The organism is Jonquetella sp. BV3C21 (assembly GCF_000468895.1).
GTDB lineage: Bacteria > Synergistota > Synergistia > Synergistales > Dethiosulfovibrionaceae > Jonquetella > Jonquetella anthropi.
The window spans coordinates 12,715-32,159 of record NZ_AWWC01000001.1 but is presented as its reverse complement, the minus strand read 5'-3'; the positions used below and the strand labels follow the sequence as shown (position 1 = coordinate 32,159).

General features: G+C 60.0%; 18 protein-coding genes. 1 reads left to right on the top strand and 17 read right to left on the bottom strand.

The features are described from left to right. Nucleotides 1-63: 63 nt before the first annotated feature. The 10 genes from HMPREF1249_RS00170 to HMPREF1249_RS00125 are packed head-to-tail and all read right to left on the bottom strand — an operon-like array spanning nt 64 to nt 10,608. Nucleotides 64-1,242, bottom strand: coding sequence for a murein hydrolase activator EnvC family protein (locus HMPREF1249_RS00170; RefSeq protein WP_008521463.1), 1,179 nt, complete (start codon nt 1,240-1,242; stop codon nt 64-66). A gap of 2 nt (nt 1,243-1,244) precedes the next feature. Further along, nucleotides 1,245-2,129, bottom strand: coding sequence for a cell division protein FtsX (locus tag HMPREF1249_RS00165; protein WP_021775625.1), 885 nt, complete (start codon nt 2,127-2,129; stop codon nt 1,245-1,247). Continuing rightward, the gene (locus HMPREF1249_RS00160) at nt 2,116-2,811 is read right to left on the bottom strand and encodes a cell division ATP-binding protein FtsE (RefSeq protein ID WP_008521465.1); all 696 of its coding nucleotides are present in this window, start codon (nt 2,809-2,811) and stop codon (nt 2,116-2,118) included. The genes HMPREF1249_RS00165 and HMPREF1249_RS00160 overlap by 14 nt, the downstream gene beginning before the upstream one ends. A 1-nt stretch (nt 2,812) precedes the next feature. Further along, on the bottom strand, nt 2,813-3,757 hold the full coding sequence (locus tag HMPREF1249_RS00155) for a transketolase family protein (RefSeq protein WP_021775629.1): 945 nt from the start codon (nt 3,755-3,757) through the stop codon (nt 2,813-2,815). Then, the gene (locus tag HMPREF1249_RS00150) at nt 3,745-4,542 is read right to left on the bottom strand and encodes a transketolase (protein WP_021775631.1); all 798 of its coding nucleotides are present in this window, start codon (nt 4,540-4,542) and stop codon (nt 3,745-3,747) included. The genes HMPREF1249_RS00155 and HMPREF1249_RS00150 overlap by 13 nt, the downstream gene beginning before the upstream one ends. Then, nucleotides 4,539-5,537 (bottom strand): polysaccharide pyruvyl transferase family protein, encoded by a 999-nt coding sequence (locus tag HMPREF1249_RS00145; RefSeq protein ID WP_021775611.1) that lies wholly within the window; start codon nt 5,535-5,537, stop codon nt 4,539-4,541. The genes HMPREF1249_RS00150 and HMPREF1249_RS00145 overlap by 4 nt, the downstream gene beginning before the upstream one ends. Next, nucleotides 5,534-7,450 carry a DUF5693 family protein gene (locus HMPREF1249_RS00140; protein WP_021775616.1) on the bottom strand — a complete coding sequence of 639 codons (1,917 nt, stop codon included), beginning with the start codon at nt 7,448-7,450 and terminating at the stop codon, nt 5,534-5,536. Before HMPREF1249_RS00140 ends, HMPREF1249_RS00145 begins: the two co-directional genes overlap by 4 nt. A 1-nt stretch (nt 7,451) precedes the next feature. Continuing rightward, nucleotides 7,452-8,042, bottom strand: a complete 591-nt coding sequence (locus HMPREF1249_RS00135) for a Maf family protein (protein WP_008521470.1) — start codon at nt 8,040-8,042, stop codon at nt 7,452-7,454. 3 nt (nt 8,043-8,045) lie between these two features. Further along, the gene (locus HMPREF1249_RS00130; protein WP_021775630.1) at nt 8,046-8,834 is read right to left on the bottom strand and encodes an undecaprenyl-diphosphate phosphatase; all 789 of its coding nucleotides are present in this window, start codon (nt 8,832-8,834) and stop codon (nt 8,046-8,048) included. Nucleotides 8,835-8,865: 31 nt separating this feature from the next. Beyond that, on the bottom strand, nt 8,866-10,608 hold the full coding sequence (locus tag HMPREF1249_RS00125; protein WP_008523046.1) for a ribonuclease J: 1,743 nt from the start codon (nt 10,606-10,608) through the stop codon (nt 8,866-8,868). 114 nt (nt 10,609-10,722) lie between these two features. Here HMPREF1249_RS00125 and greA point away from each other — a divergent pair, with 114 nt between their 5' ends. Further along, nucleotides 10,723-11,217, top strand: a complete 495-nt coding sequence (gene greA, locus HMPREF1249_RS00120; protein WP_008523048.1) for a transcription elongation factor GreA — start codon at nt 10,723-10,725, stop codon at nt 11,215-11,217. Between the two features lie 87 nt (nt 11,218-11,304). On the opposite strand, the gene HMPREF1249_RS00115 is transcribed toward greA, so the two are convergent. From HMPREF1249_RS00115 to purB, 7 genes are all read right to left on the bottom strand, one after another. Then, on the bottom strand, nt 11,305-13,149 hold the full coding sequence (locus HMPREF1249_RS00115) for an LPS-assembly protein LptD (RefSeq protein ID WP_008523049.1): 1,845 nt from the start codon (nt 13,147-13,149) through the stop codon (nt 11,305-11,307). Continuing rightward, nucleotides 13,146-13,877, bottom strand: a complete 732-nt coding sequence (locus HMPREF1249_RS00110) for a hypothetical protein (protein ID WP_008523050.1) — start codon at nt 13,875-13,877, stop codon at nt 13,146-13,148. Before HMPREF1249_RS00110 ends, HMPREF1249_RS00115 begins: the two co-directional genes overlap by 4 nt. A 66-nt stretch (nt 13,878-13,943) precedes the next feature. Continuing rightward, nucleotides 13,944-14,375, bottom strand: coding sequence for a hypothetical protein (locus HMPREF1249_RS00105; protein ID WP_008521476.1), 432 nt, complete (start codon nt 14,373-14,375; stop codon nt 13,944-13,946). Next, on the bottom strand, nt 14,372-15,436 hold the full coding sequence (locus HMPREF1249_RS00100; RefSeq protein ID WP_008523051.1) for a hypothetical protein: 1,065 nt from the start codon (nt 15,434-15,436) through the stop codon (nt 14,372-14,374). Before HMPREF1249_RS00100 ends, HMPREF1249_RS00105 begins: the two co-directional genes overlap by 4 nt. A 9-nt stretch (nt 15,437-15,445) precedes the next feature. Next, the gene (locus tag HMPREF1249_RS00095) at nt 15,446-16,924 is read right to left on the bottom strand and encodes a LysM peptidoglycan-binding domain-containing M23 family metallopeptidase (RefSeq protein ID WP_008523052.1); all 1,479 of its coding nucleotides are present in this window, start codon (nt 16,922-16,924) and stop codon (nt 15,446-15,448) included. Nucleotides 16,925-17,068: 144 nt separating this feature from the next. Then, the gene (gene glpX / locus HMPREF1249_RS00090) at nt 17,069-18,091 is read right to left on the bottom strand and encodes a class II fructose-bisphosphatase (protein ID WP_008521479.1); all 1,023 of its coding nucleotides are present in this window, start codon (nt 18,089-18,091) and stop codon (nt 17,069-17,071) included. A 13-nt stretch (nt 18,092-18,104) separates the two neighbouring features. Then, the gene (purB, locus tag HMPREF1249_RS00085) at nt 18,105-19,433 is read right to left on the bottom strand and encodes an adenylosuccinate lyase (protein WP_008523053.1); all 1,329 of its coding nucleotides are present in this window, start codon (nt 19,431-19,433) and stop codon (nt 18,105-18,107) included. Between the last annotated feature and the right edge of the window lie 12 nt (nt 19,434-19,445).

Here is a 19,445-nt window from a genome sequence, read left to right as displayed (position 1 = left end):
CACAAAAGCACACAACACCCGTGATAAAAGAACGAAGCCATTTTGAACTCATATGTATCTCCTCTATTTAGGCAAATAGTCTACTGGATTTTTCGCCGTTCCGCCGATCCGAACTTCAAAGTGAAGGTGCGTCGCCGTGGCCACGCCGGAGCTTCCGACCCGGCCGACCGTGCTGCCGGCGCTCACTTTTGCGCCTTCCTGCACTGTGATGGCGCTCAGGTGGGCGTACACCGTCGACATTTGATTGCCGTGGTCAAGAATAACGATTTGGCCGTAGCCTCTGATCCAGCCGGCATAGAGCACAACTCCGTCGCCGGCGGCCTTAACCGGGGTGCCTTTGGGCGCCGGCAGGTCGATGCCGGTGTGCATGCTCCGGGTTTTGAACTTGGGATGAATGCGCGGGCCAAATGGGCTGCTGATCCTGTGCGAGTCTAACGGCCAAGCCAGCTTCCCTTTGTGGACGACCGTCGGCATGGCAGGCCTGCCTTCGGTTTGACGCCGTCGGGCCTCTTCAGCCTTTTGTGCCAAAAGCCGGTCAATGGTCCTCTGCAGGGCCAGCTGGTTGTTCTTGAGCTCTTCCAACGCGGCCTGATGGGCTTTCTCGTTCTGCTCCAGCTGTGCCATGACGGACTGTTTTGCTTGGGCGTCTTTCCTCGCCTGGCTTTCTTCAGTCGCCAAGGCCTTTCTCCGTCCTTCCAGCTGCGCGCGGTTCGTTTCCAGCGCCGTTTTGTCTTCGGAGAGCTTTTTTCTTTCCGACGCCAGTTCGGTGATCATCGCTTGGTCGCTCTGGGCGATCCGTCCCAGCATGTAGGTTATCGAGCCGAGCTCAACAGCGCTGCTGGCAGAAAGCAGCAGGTTGTAGTCCGCCACTGTCCCGTACTTGTAGATTGCCACGAGCCTTTCGTTGAGCAGCTTCTGAAGCTCTTCGATCCGCCCGGTGCGTTGCACGATTTCTTGGGAAAGCCGTTTGGTCTCCTCGTCGTTTTTGCGAATCTGCAGTGAAAGAAGGTTGATTTTCTGCCGGGAGACGGCCATTTTCTGATCCAGCTGTTCGAGCTGGCCAGAATACGTTTTTTGTTGCTGTCTGACCGTTTGAATTTCGGTCTGGTGGAACTGGGTCATTCGGCTTACCCGATCCAATTCATCCTGCTGAGCTTTGATCTGACTGTCCAAGTCGGGCTCCGCCCACGCGCTCCCGGAAAGGATGAGCGCCGCAGCGGCAAAAAGCAGGCAGCGCCGCATCGTCACAGCGGCTTCGCCGCCCGGCGGACGAACCGGTCGGCGACCAGCAGGCTGCAGAGCCAACCGAGCGCCAACCCGCCGCTCATGAGAAGGAGGACGACAGAACGAAGCCCGCTGTAATCGGGAACGAGCCCGAGAAACGGAAGGACTTCATTGATATCCGCCACAGCCGAACCGTACCCGGCAAAAAGCGCGCCGCTTGCCAGCAGACTCCCGCCGACGCCAAGCATCATGCCTTGAATGACAAAGGGAGCGACGGCGTAGGTTCGAGTCGCGCCGACAAGGAGCATGGCGGCAATTTCCCGCCGCCGTGAGTCAATAGCTATTCGGACCGTGTTGTAAAACACCAGCGCGCAGATCAGCGACGCCAACGCTACGATCGCGACGCCAACCCGAGTCGTCATGTACGACAGCCGACTGAGCCGGTCAGCTAGGCCGCCGGCGTAGATAAAGTCTGTTACTTCGCTCATCTGGGACAAACTACGGACCACGTCAGGCATCAGACCAGCTCGGGCGACGCGCAGCTCAACGGCCCAGGGGAGCGGGTTCGCCCCGGCCATCGCTATGGCCTGAGACTGGGCGCCCAGCTTTTCTTTCAGGCGAGCCAGCCCTTCGTCAGGCGACACGACCTGCCGGGAGACGACGGCTGGCACTGAACTCATCCTCTCGCTGACCGCCGCGGCGTCCGCTTCGGAAGCGCAGAACGCCTGAACGACCAGATCGCTCTCCACTCGGCGCGCCAGAGACCGCACTGAAAGAGAGAACACAGCGCTGCAGCCGACCAGCAAGAAGAGAGCCGTCGCCGTCAGCAACGTGAGCAGACTCACGCCCCAATGGCGGCCGGTAATTCGGAAGGCGTCGCGGACGACGTATCTAAAAGTTCCCATCGCTGCTGTACCTCCCTTTCCGCTCGTCGCGCACCAAGCGCCCCTGGTGAAGCTCAATGACCCGGTGGCGGTACGTGTCCACCATGTCGTGGTCGTGAGTGGCCACGATCACGGTCGTGCCGGCGGCGTGTATCGACAGCATGAGCTTCATCACGTATTGGGCGGTATGCGGGTCAAGGTTGCCCGTCGGCTCGTCAGCTAAAAACAGCCGGGGACTGTTGACGATTGCCCGGGCAATGGCCACGCGCTGACGCTCGCCGCCGGAAAGCTGGTCGGGCCGCATGTCCCGCCGGTTCCACAGGCCGACCCGGTCCACGATCTCATCGGTCCTGTCCCGGATCTCTCTGAGAGGGGCGCCGCAGACTTCCAACGCGAAGGCGACGTTCTCCCACGCGGTCAGCTGGGGCAAAAGCCGGAAGTCCTGAAAGACGACTCCCACGTCGCGGCGAAAATACGGCAGATCTGAGCGGCGAATCCGCCGCAGATCCACGCCGCCGACGCAGATTCTGCCGGACGACGGCAGAACTTCCCGGGTCATCATCCGCATGAACGTCGTCTTCCCCGAACCGGTCTCACCAATGAGGTAGACGAACTCCCCTTCGTCTATTTGAACGTTCAGTTCGGAAAGAGCCCGAATATTCGGGTCAAATACCTTGCTGAGCCCAATCGCTTCGACCTGCACTCTACCGCCTCCTCATGGCCCATACTTGAACAGCCGCTGTGACGATATCCCGGCTCGATAGGCCATAGTACTCCAACAGCTCATCGCACAGGCCGGATTGTCCAGCCCGATCGCGAATCGACAGGTTCTTGGCAGGAACCGGGTAGGCGCTGCAAAGCAGCTGAGCAACCGCCTCTCCCATGCCGCCGGCCTGCCGGCCTTCTTCCACCGTAACGACGCAGCCGGTCTTTCGGGCTGACGAAAGGATCGCGTCTTCCGGCAGGTGCGTCGGCGAGAAAACGTCCACCACGCTGGCGCCGATTCCCTGCCGCGCCAAAACTTGGGCAGCCTTCAGCGCTTCCCGGATCATCATACCACAAGCGCAAATCGTCACATCGCTCCCGTCGGTCAGGGCCATCCCGCGCCAGTTTTCCTCGTCCAACGGCAAGGGACGGGAAAGGTCCTGGGCCGGGAATGCCGACGGCAGGCGAATATATGAGGCGCCAGCGTCGCCGGACGCATGAGCCAGCAGGAAGCGGGCCGAGGGGCCGTCCGACGGCATCAGAACGGTCATGCCGGGAAGAGAGCGCATGAGCGGAATATCCTCAAGCATTTGAGACACCGCTCCTTCTGACGAGCCAGAAAGGCCGGCGACAGTTGAGACAAGCCGGACCGACAGCCCGTTAAACGCGGAAAGAACCCGAAGGGCGCTGTACGCTTCAGCGACGAGCTCCACCGACGGGCCGAGGCACCATACCTGCTTCCCCGCCCGGACAAGCCCAGCTGCCTGCGCGGCCAGAGCCTCAGAGGACGGAATCGCTTTCTCAGTATGAGCAGGAAGGTTCCGCTCCAGCCCGGCCGTCAGTTCCCGATCGAGGCCGCTGGAACAGAGGATCCTCATGTCCGGCGTCCGATTGGCCAGCTGAACCAGCGTCTGAGCGAGTCCCTGCCGAACTAAAACGTCCATGATATTTCCTCCTCCGGAGGCGAAGGCCGTTTTTCCAGTTCGCCGATCGCCTGCTCTCGGTCAAGCTGGGACATTGGCTTCTCAGAAAAACGGCCGGGCTGTTCGAGAAACGACACGCCTTTGCCTGAGCGGCAGCGGCAGAACAGGACTTCGGACTGAGCGGAAGAGCTGAACGCGCGCCCCATCGCCTCGAAGTCGTGGCCGTCGATTTCCCGCGTCGCCCAGCCAATCTGAGCCAGCTCGTCCGCCGTCCGGCGCGGTGCACCGTTTTCTGTGACAGTAAGGATTTTAGGCGTTTTTTCAGCGCCGCCTAAGGCCTGACACGTCTTCCAGAAGGTTTCAACCTGAAACTCTTCCGCTTTCACGAGACAGAACACCTTCACAGGCCGGACGTTTCCGCGGAGCATGCCGTATGCCAGGGCCAAACTCAGGGAAGAGGCTCCTCCCGGCCCGTCAATTCCCGGCGTGTGCCGATCGTCCGGCAGTCCTTGAAGCAGGCTGCCGAGCTTTCCCCATGACCACAGGTTCTGCCGGCCGAAAAAGCCTCGGCGAGCCAGAACAGCGTAATAGGCCGGAACGAGCCGGTCATCGGCCATGATCAGCCGATCCCGGTCCAAAGCGCCTAAATGGACTGGATCGACGTTCAGCACTCCCCAGTACAGGGCGACAAAAAGGTCAACCGCCGAAAGGGCTGACGCTATCCGCGCTGGCGGAAGTCCAGCGGTCATTCTCACCACGTCGCCGCGCACATCCGACGCAATTCGCTCCAGCTCAGAGGAAGTCATCGTCCAGCTTCCTTTGTCAGCGCCTCCTGAAGGACCCGTCGCAGCGTCTCCGCCGCGCCGGCCAAAGCAGGCCGATTCTTCCACGGAACGCACTTGGCGGGACCGCCGGACCAGACGGCCCCGCCCCACTGGCGGACAAAGCCGGCGACTTTCGGGTCGTACGAAACGGCCTGATAGTCCCGACCGGTCAGCAGCGCCAGAGCGCCAAAGTGAAGCCTCATGCCGAAGGCCGCCTTCGCGCGGGCGAAAATCCCCGTTGGGTCGTCAACCGACGGCTGAACTACTTCAGCTAATTGGACGTCGGCGACCAGACAGGCCTGCTCCAAGGCCCGCTTGTCTTCAGGCGCCATTGCCACGCCAATTAGGGGAAGTCCCGCTTGCTGAGCTGCCTGACCGGCCGCCGCGGCGGCACTTGCCGCCAGATCGTCGTGGCCGGGACGGACGTTTAAAAGCATCGCGCCGCCGCTGGGTTCGTCCGAGACGAGTCCAGTCAGAGCCAAGGAAAGGTCAGGGACAAGACGGCAGGCCAAGCCGAGCTGGTGACAGACTTCCACTGACTCGCTGTCCCGCACCGTCAGCAGACTGCACCGTTTAAGCGCCCAGCGGGTCAGGGAACGGGCCAGCCCGCCTTCCAGAGGGCCGACCGACTGACCGATCGCCCAAACGCGGCAGCCGGCCAGCCGGGCCAGCGCCACAAGTCCAGCGTAGTAGAAAACCGACCGGAGACTCGTCCGATCCTGAAAAATGCCGCCGCCGGCAAAAACGAGACGCCGCGCTCCGCGCAGGGCCTTGAACAGCGACAGGACATTCCAGCGATCAACCGTTCGAAGCCCGTACGTTTCCGCCGTTTTCTGAGGGGACGCGGACGCCGCAATCAGCTCGCTTCGACTCACGCCCGCCTGTTCAAACAGGCTGACGGTCCCAAGTAGCAGCAGCTCATCGCCTAAGTTGTCGAAGCCAAAGTACCCCGCCAGCACGGCTTCCGACTTCTTCACGCCCCACGCCCCCGTTCAAGTAGCCGGCGTCCCCATGTCACGCCCCAGAAAGCAGCGGCCAGCAAGACCGCTCCCAACAGGAGCCCAAGCCACCAGCCGTTGAGGTCCCGAAGGACTGTCATGAACAGCGGCGTGTGGAAGTGACAGAAGCTGTTGATCGCCGACGAAAAGGCAAGCGTGACGGCCAGCCGAAGGATCTCCCGATAGTGCCCCCACAGGCCGTTCCGCTTGAGGAAGTACCAGAACACCAGCGCCGGATACCCGACAAGGAGCTCTTTGCTCCGAGGACGGGCCACTAAAACCGACTCAAGCCACTGACGAGCTGTCCGCTCAAAGCCGGGGACGAACGTCGTGTTGCCGCTCCTGACGACGACGACCGCCATGGCGGCCAAGACCACCACGCCCAAAAGGATCTCACCCCACAGCGGCGGACGGTTCAGGACTTCCTGCAGCGACTCGGGGTGCTCTCTGCTCTGCAGGTCAAGCAGGAGAACGAGAGCCAGCGGGAGCAGCAAGGTGAGCTTTACGCCGGAAAACGTCACCAGCCGGGAGGTGTAGGCCGACGTGGAAAAAAAGCTCGCCACAACGAGCCCGCCGACTAGGACCATGGCAAGCGCCACCAGCACGCCCCTCAGGGGAGCGCGCCACAACTCCATCGCCGTCAGGCTCGCCTCGGCGGCTAAAAGTCCTGTGACGAGGCCTCCGGCCAGCCGGGCCGTTATCGGGACAAAGTAAAAGACTGCGCCCAAAAGAACCCCGGCCGCAGCCGTTTTGGCTAGGTTCAAAGGGGTTGGAACCCACTGGACGTCCACCCACCGCATGCCGTGACGCAGGACAAGGGCAACCGACAGGAGCCCCAGACCGAGCGCCGACCAGATCATCTTTCCAAAGAGCGGGAACCCCTCAGGCCATCCCCTGCCGATGCCGGCCCTCGTCAGCATCTGTCCAAGGCGCCTGATGTCTGCCGCATAGTCGTCAACTGACTGATTCAGCCCTTTCAGCGGGTCGGGGCGCAGAACCAACAGGCGAACGGACCGCTCGACGGCAGCGCGGACCATGCGTTCGAGCATGGTCTGCCGGTCTATTCCTCTGGTAAGGACCTCTTCGTCGGTGACGCTGTGCAAACTCACCACGTTCGGCCACGCTGAGTTTACCCCAAGGGTCTCGCCTACTTGGGTTGAAAATTCAATTTGGGCGACGAGGATCCCATACTGGCGGACAATCTTTCCCCAGTTTACGCTGGGGTAACCGGCGGCGACGTCGCCGGCTGGGGCGAGAACTCTAATGTTCTTGTATAAGCCTAAGAGAAACGACGTGCTTTCGACGAGCGACGAACTGCTCTCGCCGCCTTGAGCCGGGCGATAGATGACCGGCACGCCTTGATTGTTCAGCCAGTTCAGCATGGATAGGTCAGGAAGCACGCCAAGGGTCTGAACGGCGCTCGGCTGAAACGGCAGGACAAAATAGCTTTCCTGCCCCGCCACGACTCCCAGCCCGGAGGGAAAACGGCGTTTCAGGTAGTTCAGGCTTTCGGTCACGTCGCACGGGGCCTTCAGCCTGATGACCGTTCCGGAGTTGTGCGCCCAAGCGGCCGCGACGGGCTCCGGCGCGGACATCAGCGAAAGCAAAGAAACGCCTTCCACCGCACCCTGAGCCAGCGCCTCCCCTGTGGCCTCTGAGGCCATAATCCCGGAAGCGCCGGCGCTCAGCAGATCGACGACCTTTTGAAACCGATCGGGCGTCCCGGCCAACCCATCCAGATGAGAGCCGTCAACGACAATAGCTGCAGATCTGACGCTTCGCTCCCAAGAGACGCGCCGCCACAGCGACGGAACGGAAAGAATTAAGGCCGCACAACAGATTACGCCGAACCAGCCAAATCTTTTCAACAAATCTTTGACGTTAGTATTCACTCTATACCTCCCACAGCTTGGACAGGCTGCCGCCCTGAAGGACGAAAAAATCAGCCAACAGAGCCATCGGCAGTCCGACAACTGTTGAGTAGTTTCCGTCTATCCTGTCAACCATCAGGGAGCCTCGGCCCTGAATGGCGTACCCGCCCGCTTTGCCTTTCGGCTCGCCGGAAGCCACGTACGCCGCGATGTCAGCCTCGGCCAGCGGCTTGACGTGGACTCTTGTTCGGTCAAGGCCGACCTGCGCCTCTCCGCGTGGGGAGATGAGCGCCAGGCCGGAGCAGACTTCGTGCCACCGGCCGGACAACCGGGAGAGCATCGCAGCGGCCTCGTCGTCGCTGTGGGGCTTTCCAAAAATTTCCCCGTCGCAGACGACTACCGTATCGCTGCCAATAATCCAGCAGCCCGGCCAACAGGGCGCAACGCTTCGCGCCTTAGCCGCCGCCAGTCGCTGAACCAGCTGTTCAGGCGTCTCGCCTGGCAGCCGAGTCTCGTCGGCACTGGGCACGACGGCTTCGAAACTCCACCCTAACGCCCCCAGCAGTTCCCGGCGGCGCGGGCTGGACGACGCCAATACGACAGGCGTTTTCACGGCTCACCACGGCCAGACGATTGCCGTAACCCCGATGATCAGACAGTACAGGGAAAAGCCGATCCACTTCTCGCTCGTGACAAGCCGTCGAACCACAGCTAAGGCGAACAGGCCGAACAGAAACGCCGCGGCAAACCCGAGAACCCAGCCCGAAGGCAGCAGAGAGAGAGAGACGTCGCGGAGCTCCAGCAGCGCCGCGCCGAGAATCGCGGGAAGAGAGAGCAGAAACGAGAAGCGAAATGCCTCGTCCTTCGCCAAACCGCAGAACAGGGCCACGACGATCGTGGCGCCTGACCGGGATATCCCCGGCAGGACGGCGATTCCCTGAGCGATGCCGACGATCAGGCCGATCTTCCAGTTCAATGAGTTCCGTCCGCTGGAAAGGACCATCGGCAGGGCTGTCAGCCCGGCCGTAATGAGGAGCATGACGCCGACCAGACGAGGCGAATCCCCGACAGCTTCGGCAACCGGCTTCAGCGGCAGTCCTATACAGGCCGTCACAATCGTCCCAATGACGACGGCCCAACCGAACCGCCAACCGTCGGAGCGGCGCCCGTTCTGGGAAATGAATCCCGAGGCGAACTCTCCGGTCAGGCCGACGATATCCCGAGCGAAGAAACAAATCGTCGCCAACATTGTCGCCACATGAAGCACCAGATCGAACGCCAGCGCAGGCCCCTGAAAACCGAACGCGTGCTGAAAAAGGGCCAAGTGCCCGGAACTGCTGACCGGCAAGTACTCAGTCAGCCCTTGAAGCACCCCTTGACCCAGAGAAACTCCCCAACTGCCCATGACCTAACAGCTCCCTTCGCGGACTGCCGCGCTACTTTTCGAGTCTGGATATTACAGGGATCACACAGGACGACGAGTGAATGTATTTGCGCAGCAGCTCCTTGCACCGGAGCACAACCTGCCGCCGTATCAAGCTTTCGTCGTTACCGCACCGTTTCACGGCCCGACGGACCGCGTCGACAAATTCCTGACGGATAGCCGCCGCGTCGTCCAGATGGATCTGGCCGTAGCTTTCGAACTGAGGATCCCTGACAAGGCCGCCGGAAGCGTCCGTGACGATGGAGACGACCATCACGCCGTTTTCGGCCAGGTCCTGCCGTTCGCCCACGAGAGAGCTTTCCTTTTCACCCAAAGCGAGTCCGTCAACCATCACGTCGCCAGCAGGAACCTGCTTGTCCGCCGACGCGCCGGACGACGTGACCGTCAGGACGTCGCCGTTGTGCAGCAAAAAGACGTTTCCCTCCGGGACCCCGGTCTCCTGAGCCAGCCTGCCGTGACGGACCAACATGCGGTATTCGCCGTGGACAGGAACGAAGTACTTCGGCCGGGTCAGGTTGAGCATGATCTTCAGCTCTTCCCGGGACGCGTGGCCCGACACGTGAAGCTGCTGCTCTTTCTCGTAAAGGACCTCGCAGCCCAGCTCAAACAGCCGGTTGATCGTCCGGCTCACAGTTCGCTCATTGCCCGGAATCGGCGTGGCAAATAGGGCGACCACGTCGCCGGCGGTCAGCTTCACCTTGTGGTGCTGGCCAGTACTCATCAGGACAAGGCCAGAAAATGGCTCGCCCTGACTGCCTGTCGTCATGACGACCAGCTCGGAAGGGTCATATCGGTCAATCTCCTGAAGAGGGACAACGACGCCCGGCTCGGACGTTAAGTACCCCAGCTTGGTCGCCATGTCGACGTTGTTGACCATGCTCCGGCCGGCGAAAGCCACGTGGCGACCGAATCGAGCCGCAGCGTCCAGCACCAGCTGCACCCGATTCAGGTTACTTGCAAACGACGAAATAATGATACGCTGTTTGGGGTAATCCCGAAGCAGTCGATTCAGGGATGGGATGAGGGTTTGCTCCGATGGGGTAAAGCCTGGGCGCTCAACGTTCGTTGAGTCGGCCGCCAAGAGGAGCACGCCCTTTGCCCCCAACGACGCGAGGGTCGCGTAGTCAGTCCCCCGGCCGTCCACTGGCGTCGGATCCAGCTTGAAATCGCCGGTCAAAATGGCCGTTCCAAGCGGCGTGTCGACGGCGACGGCGACGGCGTCAGGAATGGAGTGACAGACGGCGATAAACCGAACCGTAAAGCACCCGAGCTTCACTTCCTCCCCGGCAGCCAGCTCATTCAGCTGGGGCTTAAACCGGGGGGATGACTCGGTCAGTTTGTGCTCTATCAGGCCCAGTGTGAGGCGGGTGGCGTACAGCGGCACGTCGTACTTAGGCAGTACAAACGGCAGCGCGCCGATGTGGTCTTCGTGCCCGTGAGTCACGACGATTCCCCGGATTTTATCCTTGTTTTCGTCCAAATAGGACGTATCGGGAATGACAAAGTCAATTCCCAGCATCTCTTCGTCGGGGAACATCATGCCGCAGTCGACGATCAAGATGTCGTCGCCGCAGCGCAGAACGTACATGTTCTTTCCTATTTCTCCCAGCCCGCCCAGCGGAATAAACTCCAGCGTCTGCCGAGACGTTCTCTTGTGTCCGGCAGCGGACCGGCGGGGGGCGCGTTTCACCGCCGGTTTAAGCGGCGCCGAAACTTTTACCTCGTCTTTTTTCAATCAAATACCTTCTTTGGACTGATGTATTTTTCTCCTCCGGAAAAGCGACCTCTCACAGCCGCTCGCCATGCGGTATAATAGCTGTTACTTCTTCACGAAAGCGGAGGGACCACCGTGACTGAAACGAAAAAGAACGACGAATCAATTCAAATGACCCGCCAGGGCTATGACGCCCTGATGGCCGAGCTCATTCACCTGAGAAGCGAGGAGCGGTACCGCATCGCCAAGCGCATTGAGGAGGCCCGGTCGTTCGGTGACCTGAGCGAAAATGCCGAGTACGCGGCAGCCAAGGACGAGCAGAGCAAACTGGAAGGGAAAATCCAGTCTCTCGAGTACCAGCTCAACCGCGCGGAGGTCGTTGACTCGTCGAGTCTGGACGGCTCTCTGATCGCCGTGGGAACCCAAGTGACCCTGATGGATCAGACTTACAGGAAACAGTTCGTCTACTCTATCGTCAACTCGAAGGAAGCTAACCCCAAAGAGGGGCGAATTTCCTCGGCAAGCCCGGTCGGGCGGGCGATCCTCAATCGACACAAAGGCGACGAAGTGATCGTCAAGACGCCCAAGGGCATACGAAAACTGAAGGTCCTCAAAATAGACGTCATTTAATAACGACGAACGCGATTTAATTTTGTCACAGAAAGAACCCAGCGGCCGGACCTCGCCCCTTCGGTGAGGCCCGGCCGCTTTTTATGTTCATTTTGCTGTTTTTTCCTTCGTGGCGTCCGTTCCCTTTTCCCCTGACGATAGGCCGACGTACACGCCGTCTTCTTCAGAAGTTTTCTCCGTTTCCAACGTTGGCGGCAGAACGTGCTTCGTCGAGCTGGCCTGCTTTCGGGCCGGCACACCAGGCCTAGAGAACGCGTTGGAGATCCCCGCCAGGCCCAAGGCCTGCCGGGACTCGGGGAACGCAGTCACCTCAAACGCGATGCCGTACTTATCGTCATCCTTGTCTGTCAGGTCATCATGGACGAAGAACCACCATCGGCTGCAGCAGTGATTGTCGTATATCAGCTGGTAATCAACCGACTTGAGCTCCCGATGCCAGTGACCGTCACTTGCTCTCGAATCCCGCAGGTCAACCAGTCCCTGCACGTCCAAGTGCCAGTGGCTGGTCACGTCAAATCCGATCCGCGGGTACAGCTGATCCGCGTCGCTGAACCGATCCCACGAGAACGGAGACCTTCCACTGACCCGCTGGCGCAGGTATGCCAACCCCAAAGAGAACCCCCGATGGCGGAGAAGAACGCCGACCTTCGCGGTCGTCACGTCCTGAGTCGGGCTGCCGGTCACGTCGTAGTGATACTGGTGGTACGACGCGTCAACAAACGGCGTGACGGTCCACTCGCGCCCCAAACTAAAAACGTAATCTGTGAAGTACCGGCCTCCCCAGCCCCACCGGGTTCTCCACGCCGGATCCCGATAAAGTCCAGCTTCCTGATAGCGCCCCCAGACGCCATCGAACTGACAGTACTGGCCCCAGTTGCCTATATACAGACCAACCCACGGGGAGCTGACTTTAAACTCGGGCTTGCGCCACAGCGTCGTCTCATACGCCTCTTCACCAGGGCGCCGGTAAACCGAAAGGGTCTGTCGCTCAGCCCAGTACAGTTCCGCATTCCAGCCCGAATGGCCCAAAAGGAATCCCCACCGTGGACGGAGCTTTTTCTGGTCAAGCTCTTTGTTCCACTGGTAACTGTCCTCCGCGTAGGCAGAAAGCCACGGCGTGATGCTCTGGTCCACTCGAACCTTGCCTTCAAAACCAACGTGAGACCATAGATACATGTCGATTGAAAGCTGTCCCCCAGTCCAGAAGAACGCTCCCTTGCTGACGATTCCGAACTGCCGATTGCTGTCGTACGTCAGACTGGGAGCAAAGGGCTTTCGGCGACCGCCCGTGCCGCTGATAACGAGATCAAACGGGTAAATAAAAACCAGGTGACCTTTGAGATATACCCGTGGGCTCTTGGCGATCACCCACCGGCCGGGGACAATCACCATTTGGCGGGTTCTCAGGTGATAGTGAGGATGAACCTGTTTGCAGGTCGTGACGATCACATCGTGCATTTTAACCGCTACGTCGTCTTGAGTGGTTTCTTGAGCGTAACGGGACTTAAACCACCCCTGAGAAAGGGCATCTTGAACCGGAGCTAACTCAGCCTCAGGGCTTTTCAGGTAAGCTGTTCCTAACCCTGCAGGCATCTGCCCTGTCGCTTCGATCAGCTGCCCTTTTTTCTCGTCCAACTGATAGACGGCGTATTTTCCTCGAACGATCTGCGGGCCTGACGAGAAGACGATTGGCTCTCCGACAGAATCACTCCAAGCCTCTACGAGCTGAGTTTTCGTGTTCATCCGTATCCGGCTGGCGCGAAGCTTCATCCCCGAGTACATCAGAACCGCGTTCCCTTCCGCCGTCGCAAGCCCTGATTTCTGGTCGTATTCCACTTGGTCGGCGTTCAGAGTTGTGGGCACGGGAGCAGCTGCCCAGCAGGCCGAAGATAGCAGATAGGCGGCGACAATCAGAATAACACAACGCTTCATCGGTCGAACCTCCACATGATGATCCCATTTTCCAAATGAACGAACTGCCCATCCCGAACTGTTCCTCTGTCTCCGACCAACCCGTATCCCAACGCCGCGATCAAAACGCCATCCGGAAAGCTCCACTGGTCTTCATTTTGGGCCCAAGTCGCGGCCGGCGACGCCATGTCCACCGGTGAATCGGGCCTTTCCCAATTTCCTGCGAGATTTTGAAGGGCCAACGTTTTGGCTGCCCCGTTCCACTGCCCCTCGGGGCAGAACAGCCGAACCAGAGTCCCGTCAGACCGATGATCTTCCAATTTCACGCCCTGAGAAAAGCTCCATGTGTCAGCGCTGTTTTTCCATTCCACCAAGCCGCTCTGCCACTCCAGATGGCCTTCAGGCCTTTCCCAGCTCCCTGATGGGGTCTGAAATACCGCCAATCCATTTTTATCCGAGTAGGTTCCGCTGGGAGCATGGAGCGTCTTTTTGCTTTTTTCCGCTCTCGCCTCGACGCCCTCGAACTCGTCGTGATCCGCCAGCCTGGCGGCTTGGGAAACGGTAACCGTCCAGACGTCGTTCCCGCTGGGGCGGGAGAAACTCAAGTTAGAGAAGGTAATCTTTGAATCTTCAACCTTTACCGCCCCTACAAAAATATTCAGCCGAAGATCCCGGTACAAAAGGACTCCAGCACCTGCGAGGGCTCCCAAACCAACGCAGCAGAATAGGACTAGCCGAATGTGCTTCATGCCGCGTTCTCCTCCCGGCGCTTTTGAGTAAACGAGCCTCCCTTTCTGCAGGGAGGCTCGTGGTAATCACAGACGAACGTCGATAATTGCCGAAACCCCAACACCATGAACCCGTTTAAAGCCTTTGGTCACGTTGATCTGGTCAATAGGCACGAGGATTTTAGCCCGAACCTTGTCCTTAAAGTCCGCTTCCAGCTGAACGACTGCCTTGCAGCGCTGCACCCCGTCAGCCTTAGGACCTGAGACTTGAGCTGCTCCGATGCGGGCTCCGCTTCCAAGGGAGAGGATCGGCACAACTTTGGTGTATTTTTCAGATTCGAGCCCCTTGTTGAACGTCACGGTGTTGATGAACTTGTTGATCTGGTCGGAAAACTTTTCAACCGCGTAGCCGCCGACAATCCCGCCCAGAATGCCCCCCAAGCTAACCGCTTGAGCCGGTACCTGAGCTGTCGTCGAAAAAAGGCAGGCCGCCCCGATAAAGGCCAAGAATCGCTTCATAGGCTGTCCACCTCACGATCGGCGTTTTTAGACGCCGGCTTTTTCGGCGCGTCGCCGGACTTCACCGCTGGAGACTTCCCTGCATTTCCGGCGCTTTCGTCGATAAACTTGGTCTGAAGCATCGAGTTTAAGCTCGCCGGGACGACGTATGCCTGAACGCTCTGCTCCTGAACCGTCTGGGCGTAGAACACCGTTCCCGCGGGAATGGTCTTGGCGTTGCCGCGGACGAACAGCCCGCCGACGAGCCCAACCGGACCGAGGACCGCTGCGCCTAAAATGCTCGCCCCAGCCGCGGAAGCGTAACTGAACTCAAATTGAGCGGCTTTTTTCGACGCTTCACCTTGGGCGAGCGGGATCGGATCAGGCCCCAGCGGAAGAAGTTTATCGACGTTAAACCGAATTTCCGACGGCTGGCCGAAAATTCCCGGTTTTTTCACCTTCGTCACAACGCCCTGAAGCAGGCTGCCACGGGGGGCAACCAGCAAGTTGGGCTCAATCACCACGTCATGGGTTAAAACTGCCTGAATGACGTCTCCCTTTTTCGTCGTCGCCGGTTTCAGGTCTTGAAGCAGCTCGGCCCGCACGACCGTATCAGTCGGCAGCGTCGCGGACTGTACCGCTAAGGGTTCAGAGACAACCTTGGAAAGAAGCCGCTCAACCCGCATCGCTAAGGGCTTTTCGCTCATCGCTTCCCCTTCAAGGCTAGCTTCAAGCTCCGGGACCCGCTTGGTCAAAGGAGCCAGCCGATCCCCGCCCTTTGAGGCAGCGGCCCATTCGATCACGCCGAGCTTGAACAGCAACGACGGCTGGTCGCCTGAGCCCTGCTCTATGAAGTTAGCGAGGGCATTGCTCCGCTCTGCCAAGCTCCCCGGCAGCTCTCTGCCAAACAGGTCTTTTTCCACCGCTCCAAGCCGAGCATCCAATCCGCCCAGTCTGGCCTGACCGTACACGACTTCTTCCAATCGGCTCATCTGGCTCGCAAGCTGGCCTTCGTCGGAAGCGGCCAGCGCAAGAGAAACGCCCACGCAGATCAGTATGACTGCCAGTAAAATTTTCTTCATAGCTGCCTCCTATCGCAGATAACTCATAGGATTCGTCGGCTTGTTGTTCAACCGAATTTCAAAGTGAAGGTGCGGCCCGGTTGACCGTCCGCTGGTGCCAACTGTGGCGATAACCTGCCCAGCGGAAACCTGCTGCCCCTTGCACACCTTCAGCGTTTGGGCGTGAGCGTACAGCGTGGAGCTGACGCTGTCATGACGGGTGACGACGACCCGGCCGTATCCGTTCATCCAGCCAGCAAAAATGACCTGCCCTGCTCGGGCAGCCCGAATCGGCGTGTGCCGCGCGCCCTGAATGTCAATGCCGGTGTGGAACCACCGACGCTTTGCAATAGGATGAATTCGCCAGCCGAACGGGCTGTTGATCCGCCCCCGCAGAGGCCACGCAAACTTTCCCTTTCCGACTGAAGCAACCGCAGCCGCTGTCGCGGCCTGTGGGGCCTTAGTGATGAACCCGCCCGAAGCTGAAGCGGCCTTGCAGGCCGCCACCGTCGCGCTGGCGCCGGGGATGAAGAGCTCAGCTCCAACCGTGAGTTTGCCGTTTGCCGGAATGTTGTTGGCCATCCTCATGGCCGTCTCCGAGACGTCGTACTTTTTAGCCAGCGCCGGCAGCGTCGTGCCCTTTTGGACCTTCACGACCAATCCGTCCTGATTGGGGATCCTGAGGGCCATGCCGGGACGGAGCATATCCGGCTTTTTCATCGTGTTGGCGCCAAGAATCGAGTCCACGCTCAGGTTGAACTTCGCGGCAATGGACCACAAACTGTCGCCGGCAGCAACTGTATAGTTGGTCCAAGCGATAGGATCGGCCTTCTGTTTTTCCGATGCCTTTTGAGCGGCCCGGAACTTTACCTCGGCCAAAGCGTCATCGATCGCGTCGCTTCCCTTTGGAACGATGAGAACCTGCCCGCAGGTGAGGCGATTGGCGTTCTTAATCCCGTTAACCGTCATGATGGCAGAAACGGGCACGCCGTACTTTTGGGCGATATCGCCCAAGCTCTCGCCTTTGGCGACTTGATGCTCGACCCACGGGGCCTCGGAACACAGCGACGGCACTTCCACGCCCTCAACGCTCGTCGCGCTGTTCACCTCCGAGAGGACTACCGGCGACCCGGCTGCCGGAGCGTCCGGATCTGGCGGCAGGAATTCCGGCCGATCCAGACCAAGCCGATCCCGTCGGTCCAGATCGTTGCCCTCGTCGTTGGGGTTCACCTCTTCCAACGCGAGGCCTTCTTCTTCGTACGACGCAGAAGGCCTGACGACCAGCGAGTTGCGGCCGTTCGTCAAAAGGGACTGAGACACGTCGTCAATAGTTCCAGCTTCAGCTTTGCTGGCTTTCAAGATGTCAACGACAGACGAGGATCCTGTCTGACCGGTCTTCGGCACTTGGCAGTGCCAAACAGAGGCTGTGAGCGCAGCCGCGCCGGCAACCATCAGAGCCAAGCACGACCAAAAGGCGATCCGTTCGTGCAGGCTTCGTGATTTTGGCAACAGAACACCAACTCCTTTGGACGCTGAAGAGAATCAACGCCGGGATTGTTATGGCTGTTGAGGGAATAAAAATATCATCTCATTATAGCATTCCTCTTGGCTGGCCGATCTCAACTCTCCTTGCAGAGCCGAAAATCCATTTCCCTACCTACTTGACGCTGTGTACTTCATGCCGGAGAGCATGTCCAGCTTCCGCGGCTGGTGCTCGGCTGTCAGAAAGCGAACCGTGCCGCTCTTTGACCTCATGACCAGCGAGCTGGTGACGATTCTCGCGCCGTCATAGCGGACGCCGGACAAAAAGTCGCCGTCGGTAATGCCCGTGGCGGCAAAAAACACGTCGTCGCTCGACACCAAGTCGTCCAGCCTGATGATCCGATCCATATCAAAGCCGTCCTTGAGGGCCGACGCAAGCTGCCCTTCGTTCTTCGCCCAGAGGCGGCACTCCATGGCACCGCCCAGCGCCTTGACCGCGCAGGCGGTAATGACGGCTTCCGGCGTGCCGCCAATTCCCATGAGCAGGTCGGCGCCGCGCTCGGTCTTGCAGGTCAGAAGCGCTCCGCCGATGTCGCCGTCCGGAATCAGCTTGATTCGCGCGCCGACGGACCGGATTTCTTCGATGAGTTTCTCGTGCCGCGGACGGTCCAAAACTACGACGGTCACGTCGCCGACCGCTTTGTGCTTGGCTTCGGCCACGCGGCGCACGTTCTCAGCCGGGCCGACGGTGATGTCGATGGCGTCCTTGGCCTCGGGGCCAGTCACCAGTTTGTCCATGTAGAAAACGCTTTTCGGGTTGAACATCGTCCCTCTCGGAGCCCCGGCAACCACGCTGATAGCGCCGCTGAGCCCCATGGCCGTCAGACGGGTGCCGTCGATCGGGTCAACGGCGATGTCAATCGGTACGCCCTTGCCCGTGCCGAGCTTCTCGCCGTTGAACAGCATCGGTGCCTCGTCCTTTTCGCCTTCGCCGATGACGACTATGCCGTCCATATCGACTGTGTTCAGCATGTACCGCATGGCCGAAACGGCCGCGCCGTCGGCGGCGTTCTTGTCGCCCCGGCCCATCCAGCGGCCAGCCAACATGGCAGCCGCTTCCGTCCCGCGGCAAAACTCAAGTGCTAAGTTTCTATCCGGCGCAGAACCGTTTCCAACCCCAAAAAGGCTTTCCATCCCAGTTCCTCCTTCAGCAGAGCCGTCCCGCGGCGGGAAGGCTTTCCGGCGCGGCGAACCGGCCGAAAATTTCGTCCACGTACCTAAAGTAATAGTCGTCCGTAAAGAGCTCGGCCAGTTCGTCCCGGCTGATACGCCCGGCCAGCAGCTCGTCGGAAGCCAGCAGGTCAAGGAAGTGCCCCTCCCCCTCCCAAACGGCCATGGCGTTGCGCTGAACCGCTTTGTAGGCGTCCTCCCGCCGAATCCCGAACCGCTCGACCAGCTCAAGAAGCACCCGCTGGCTGTAAACCAAGCCGCCGGTGAGTTTGAGGTTACGCTCCATCCGCTCTGGGAAAACGTTCAGTCCGTTCAGCACGCCGGTCAGAGTTTTCAGCATGTAGTGGCACAGGTGGAAGCCGTCCGGCCAGATAATCCGCTCGTTGGATGAGTGGCTGATATCCCGTTCGTGCCACAGGGCGACGTTCTCTTCTGACGTCAGGACGAACGCCCGAAGCAGCCGGGCCATGCCGCAGATCCGCTCCGACAGGATGGGATTTTTCTTGTGAGGCATAGCCGACGAACCTTTCTGCCCCTTTTTAAACGGCTCTGTCGCCTCAAGAACCTCGGTGCGCTGCAGGTGACGCAGCTCTGTGGCGATCCGCTCCATGGTCGCCCCCAGCTGAGACAACGCGAACATCACGGTGCAGTGCCGATCTCGCTGGACGATCTGAGTCGACACCGGATCGGGGGTCAGTCCCAGCTCGGCGCAGACCCGCTCTTCGATGACCGGCGGACAATGGGCGTACGTCCCCACGGCGCCGGATATCTTGCCCACGGAAATTTCTTCCCTGGCAAAGGCCAGCCGCCGCCTGTCCCGAAGCAGCTGGGAGTACCAGGTGAGGACTTTCAGGCCGAAGGTGATGGGCTCGGCGTGAACCCCGTGGCTTCGCCCCACCTCGGGCGTGTACTTGTGAGCCTGAGCCAGTTTCCATACCGCTTCCAACAACTTCAGCAACGCTTGGTCGATCACGTCCAGCGCCTCGCGAAGCCGAAGCGACGACGCGGTGTCCACCACGTCGCTGCTGGTGAGTCCCAGATGGACGAAACGGCCGGCCGGACCGATTCTCTCGGCAACGCACGACACGAACGCGATCACGTCGTGATGGACCTCCGCCTCAATCTCCAGAACCCGCGCCACGTCAAAGCCGCTTTTCTCCTCGATGGTTTTCAGGTCCTCGGGCGGCAGAAGCCCCTGCTTTGCCCAAGCCCGACAGGCTGCCAGCTCAACGCGGAGCCAGCTGCGATATTGGTTCTCCAGCGACCAGATGGACGACATTTCCGGCGTTTCATACCGTGGAATCATTGTGCGCCTCCA

Coding starts and splice junctions, on each gene's coding strand:
- purB (WP_008523053.1), bottom strand. CDS start 19,433: ATGATTCCACGGTATGAAACGCCGGAAATGTCGTCCATCTGGTCGCTG.
- HMPREF1249_RS00130 (WP_021775630.1), bottom strand. CDS start 8,834: ATGGGCAGTTGGGGAGTTTCTCTGGGTCAAGGGGTGCTTCAAGGGCTG.
- HMPREF1249_RS00155 (WP_021775629.1), bottom strand. CDS start 3,757: ATGGACGTTTTAGTTCGGCAGGGACTCGCTCAGACGCTGGTTCAGCTG.
- glpX (WP_008521479.1), bottom strand. CDS start 18,091: ATGGAAAGCCTTTTTGGGGTTGGAAACGGTTCTGCGCCGGATAGAAAC.
- HMPREF1249_RS00170 (WP_008521463.1), bottom strand. CDS start 1,242: ATGCGGCGCTGCCTGCTTTTTGCCGCTGCGGCGCTCATCCTTTCCGGG.
- HMPREF1249_RS00115 (WP_008523049.1), bottom strand. CDS start 13,149: ATGAAGCGTTGTGTTATTCTGATTGTCGCCGCCTATCTGCTATCTTCG.
- HMPREF1249_RS00110 (WP_008523050.1), bottom strand. CDS start 13,877: ATGAAGCACATTCGGCTAGTCCTATTCTGCTGCGTTGGTTTGGGAGCC.
- HMPREF1249_RS00100 (WP_008523051.1), bottom strand. CDS start 15,436: ATGAAGAAAATTTTACTGGCAGTCATACTGATCTGCGTGGGCGTTTCT.
- HMPREF1249_RS00165 (WP_021775625.1), bottom strand. CDS start 2,129: ATGGGAACTTTTAGATACGTCGTCCGCGACGCCTTCCGAATTACCGGC.
- HMPREF1249_RS00150 (WP_021775631.1), bottom strand. CDS start 4,542: ATGACTTCCTCTGAGCTGGAGCGAATTGCGTCGGATGTGCGCGGCGAC.
- HMPREF1249_RS00105 (WP_008521476.1), bottom strand. CDS start 14,375: ATGAAGCGATTCTTGGCCTTTATCGGGGCGGCCTGCCTTTTTTCGACG.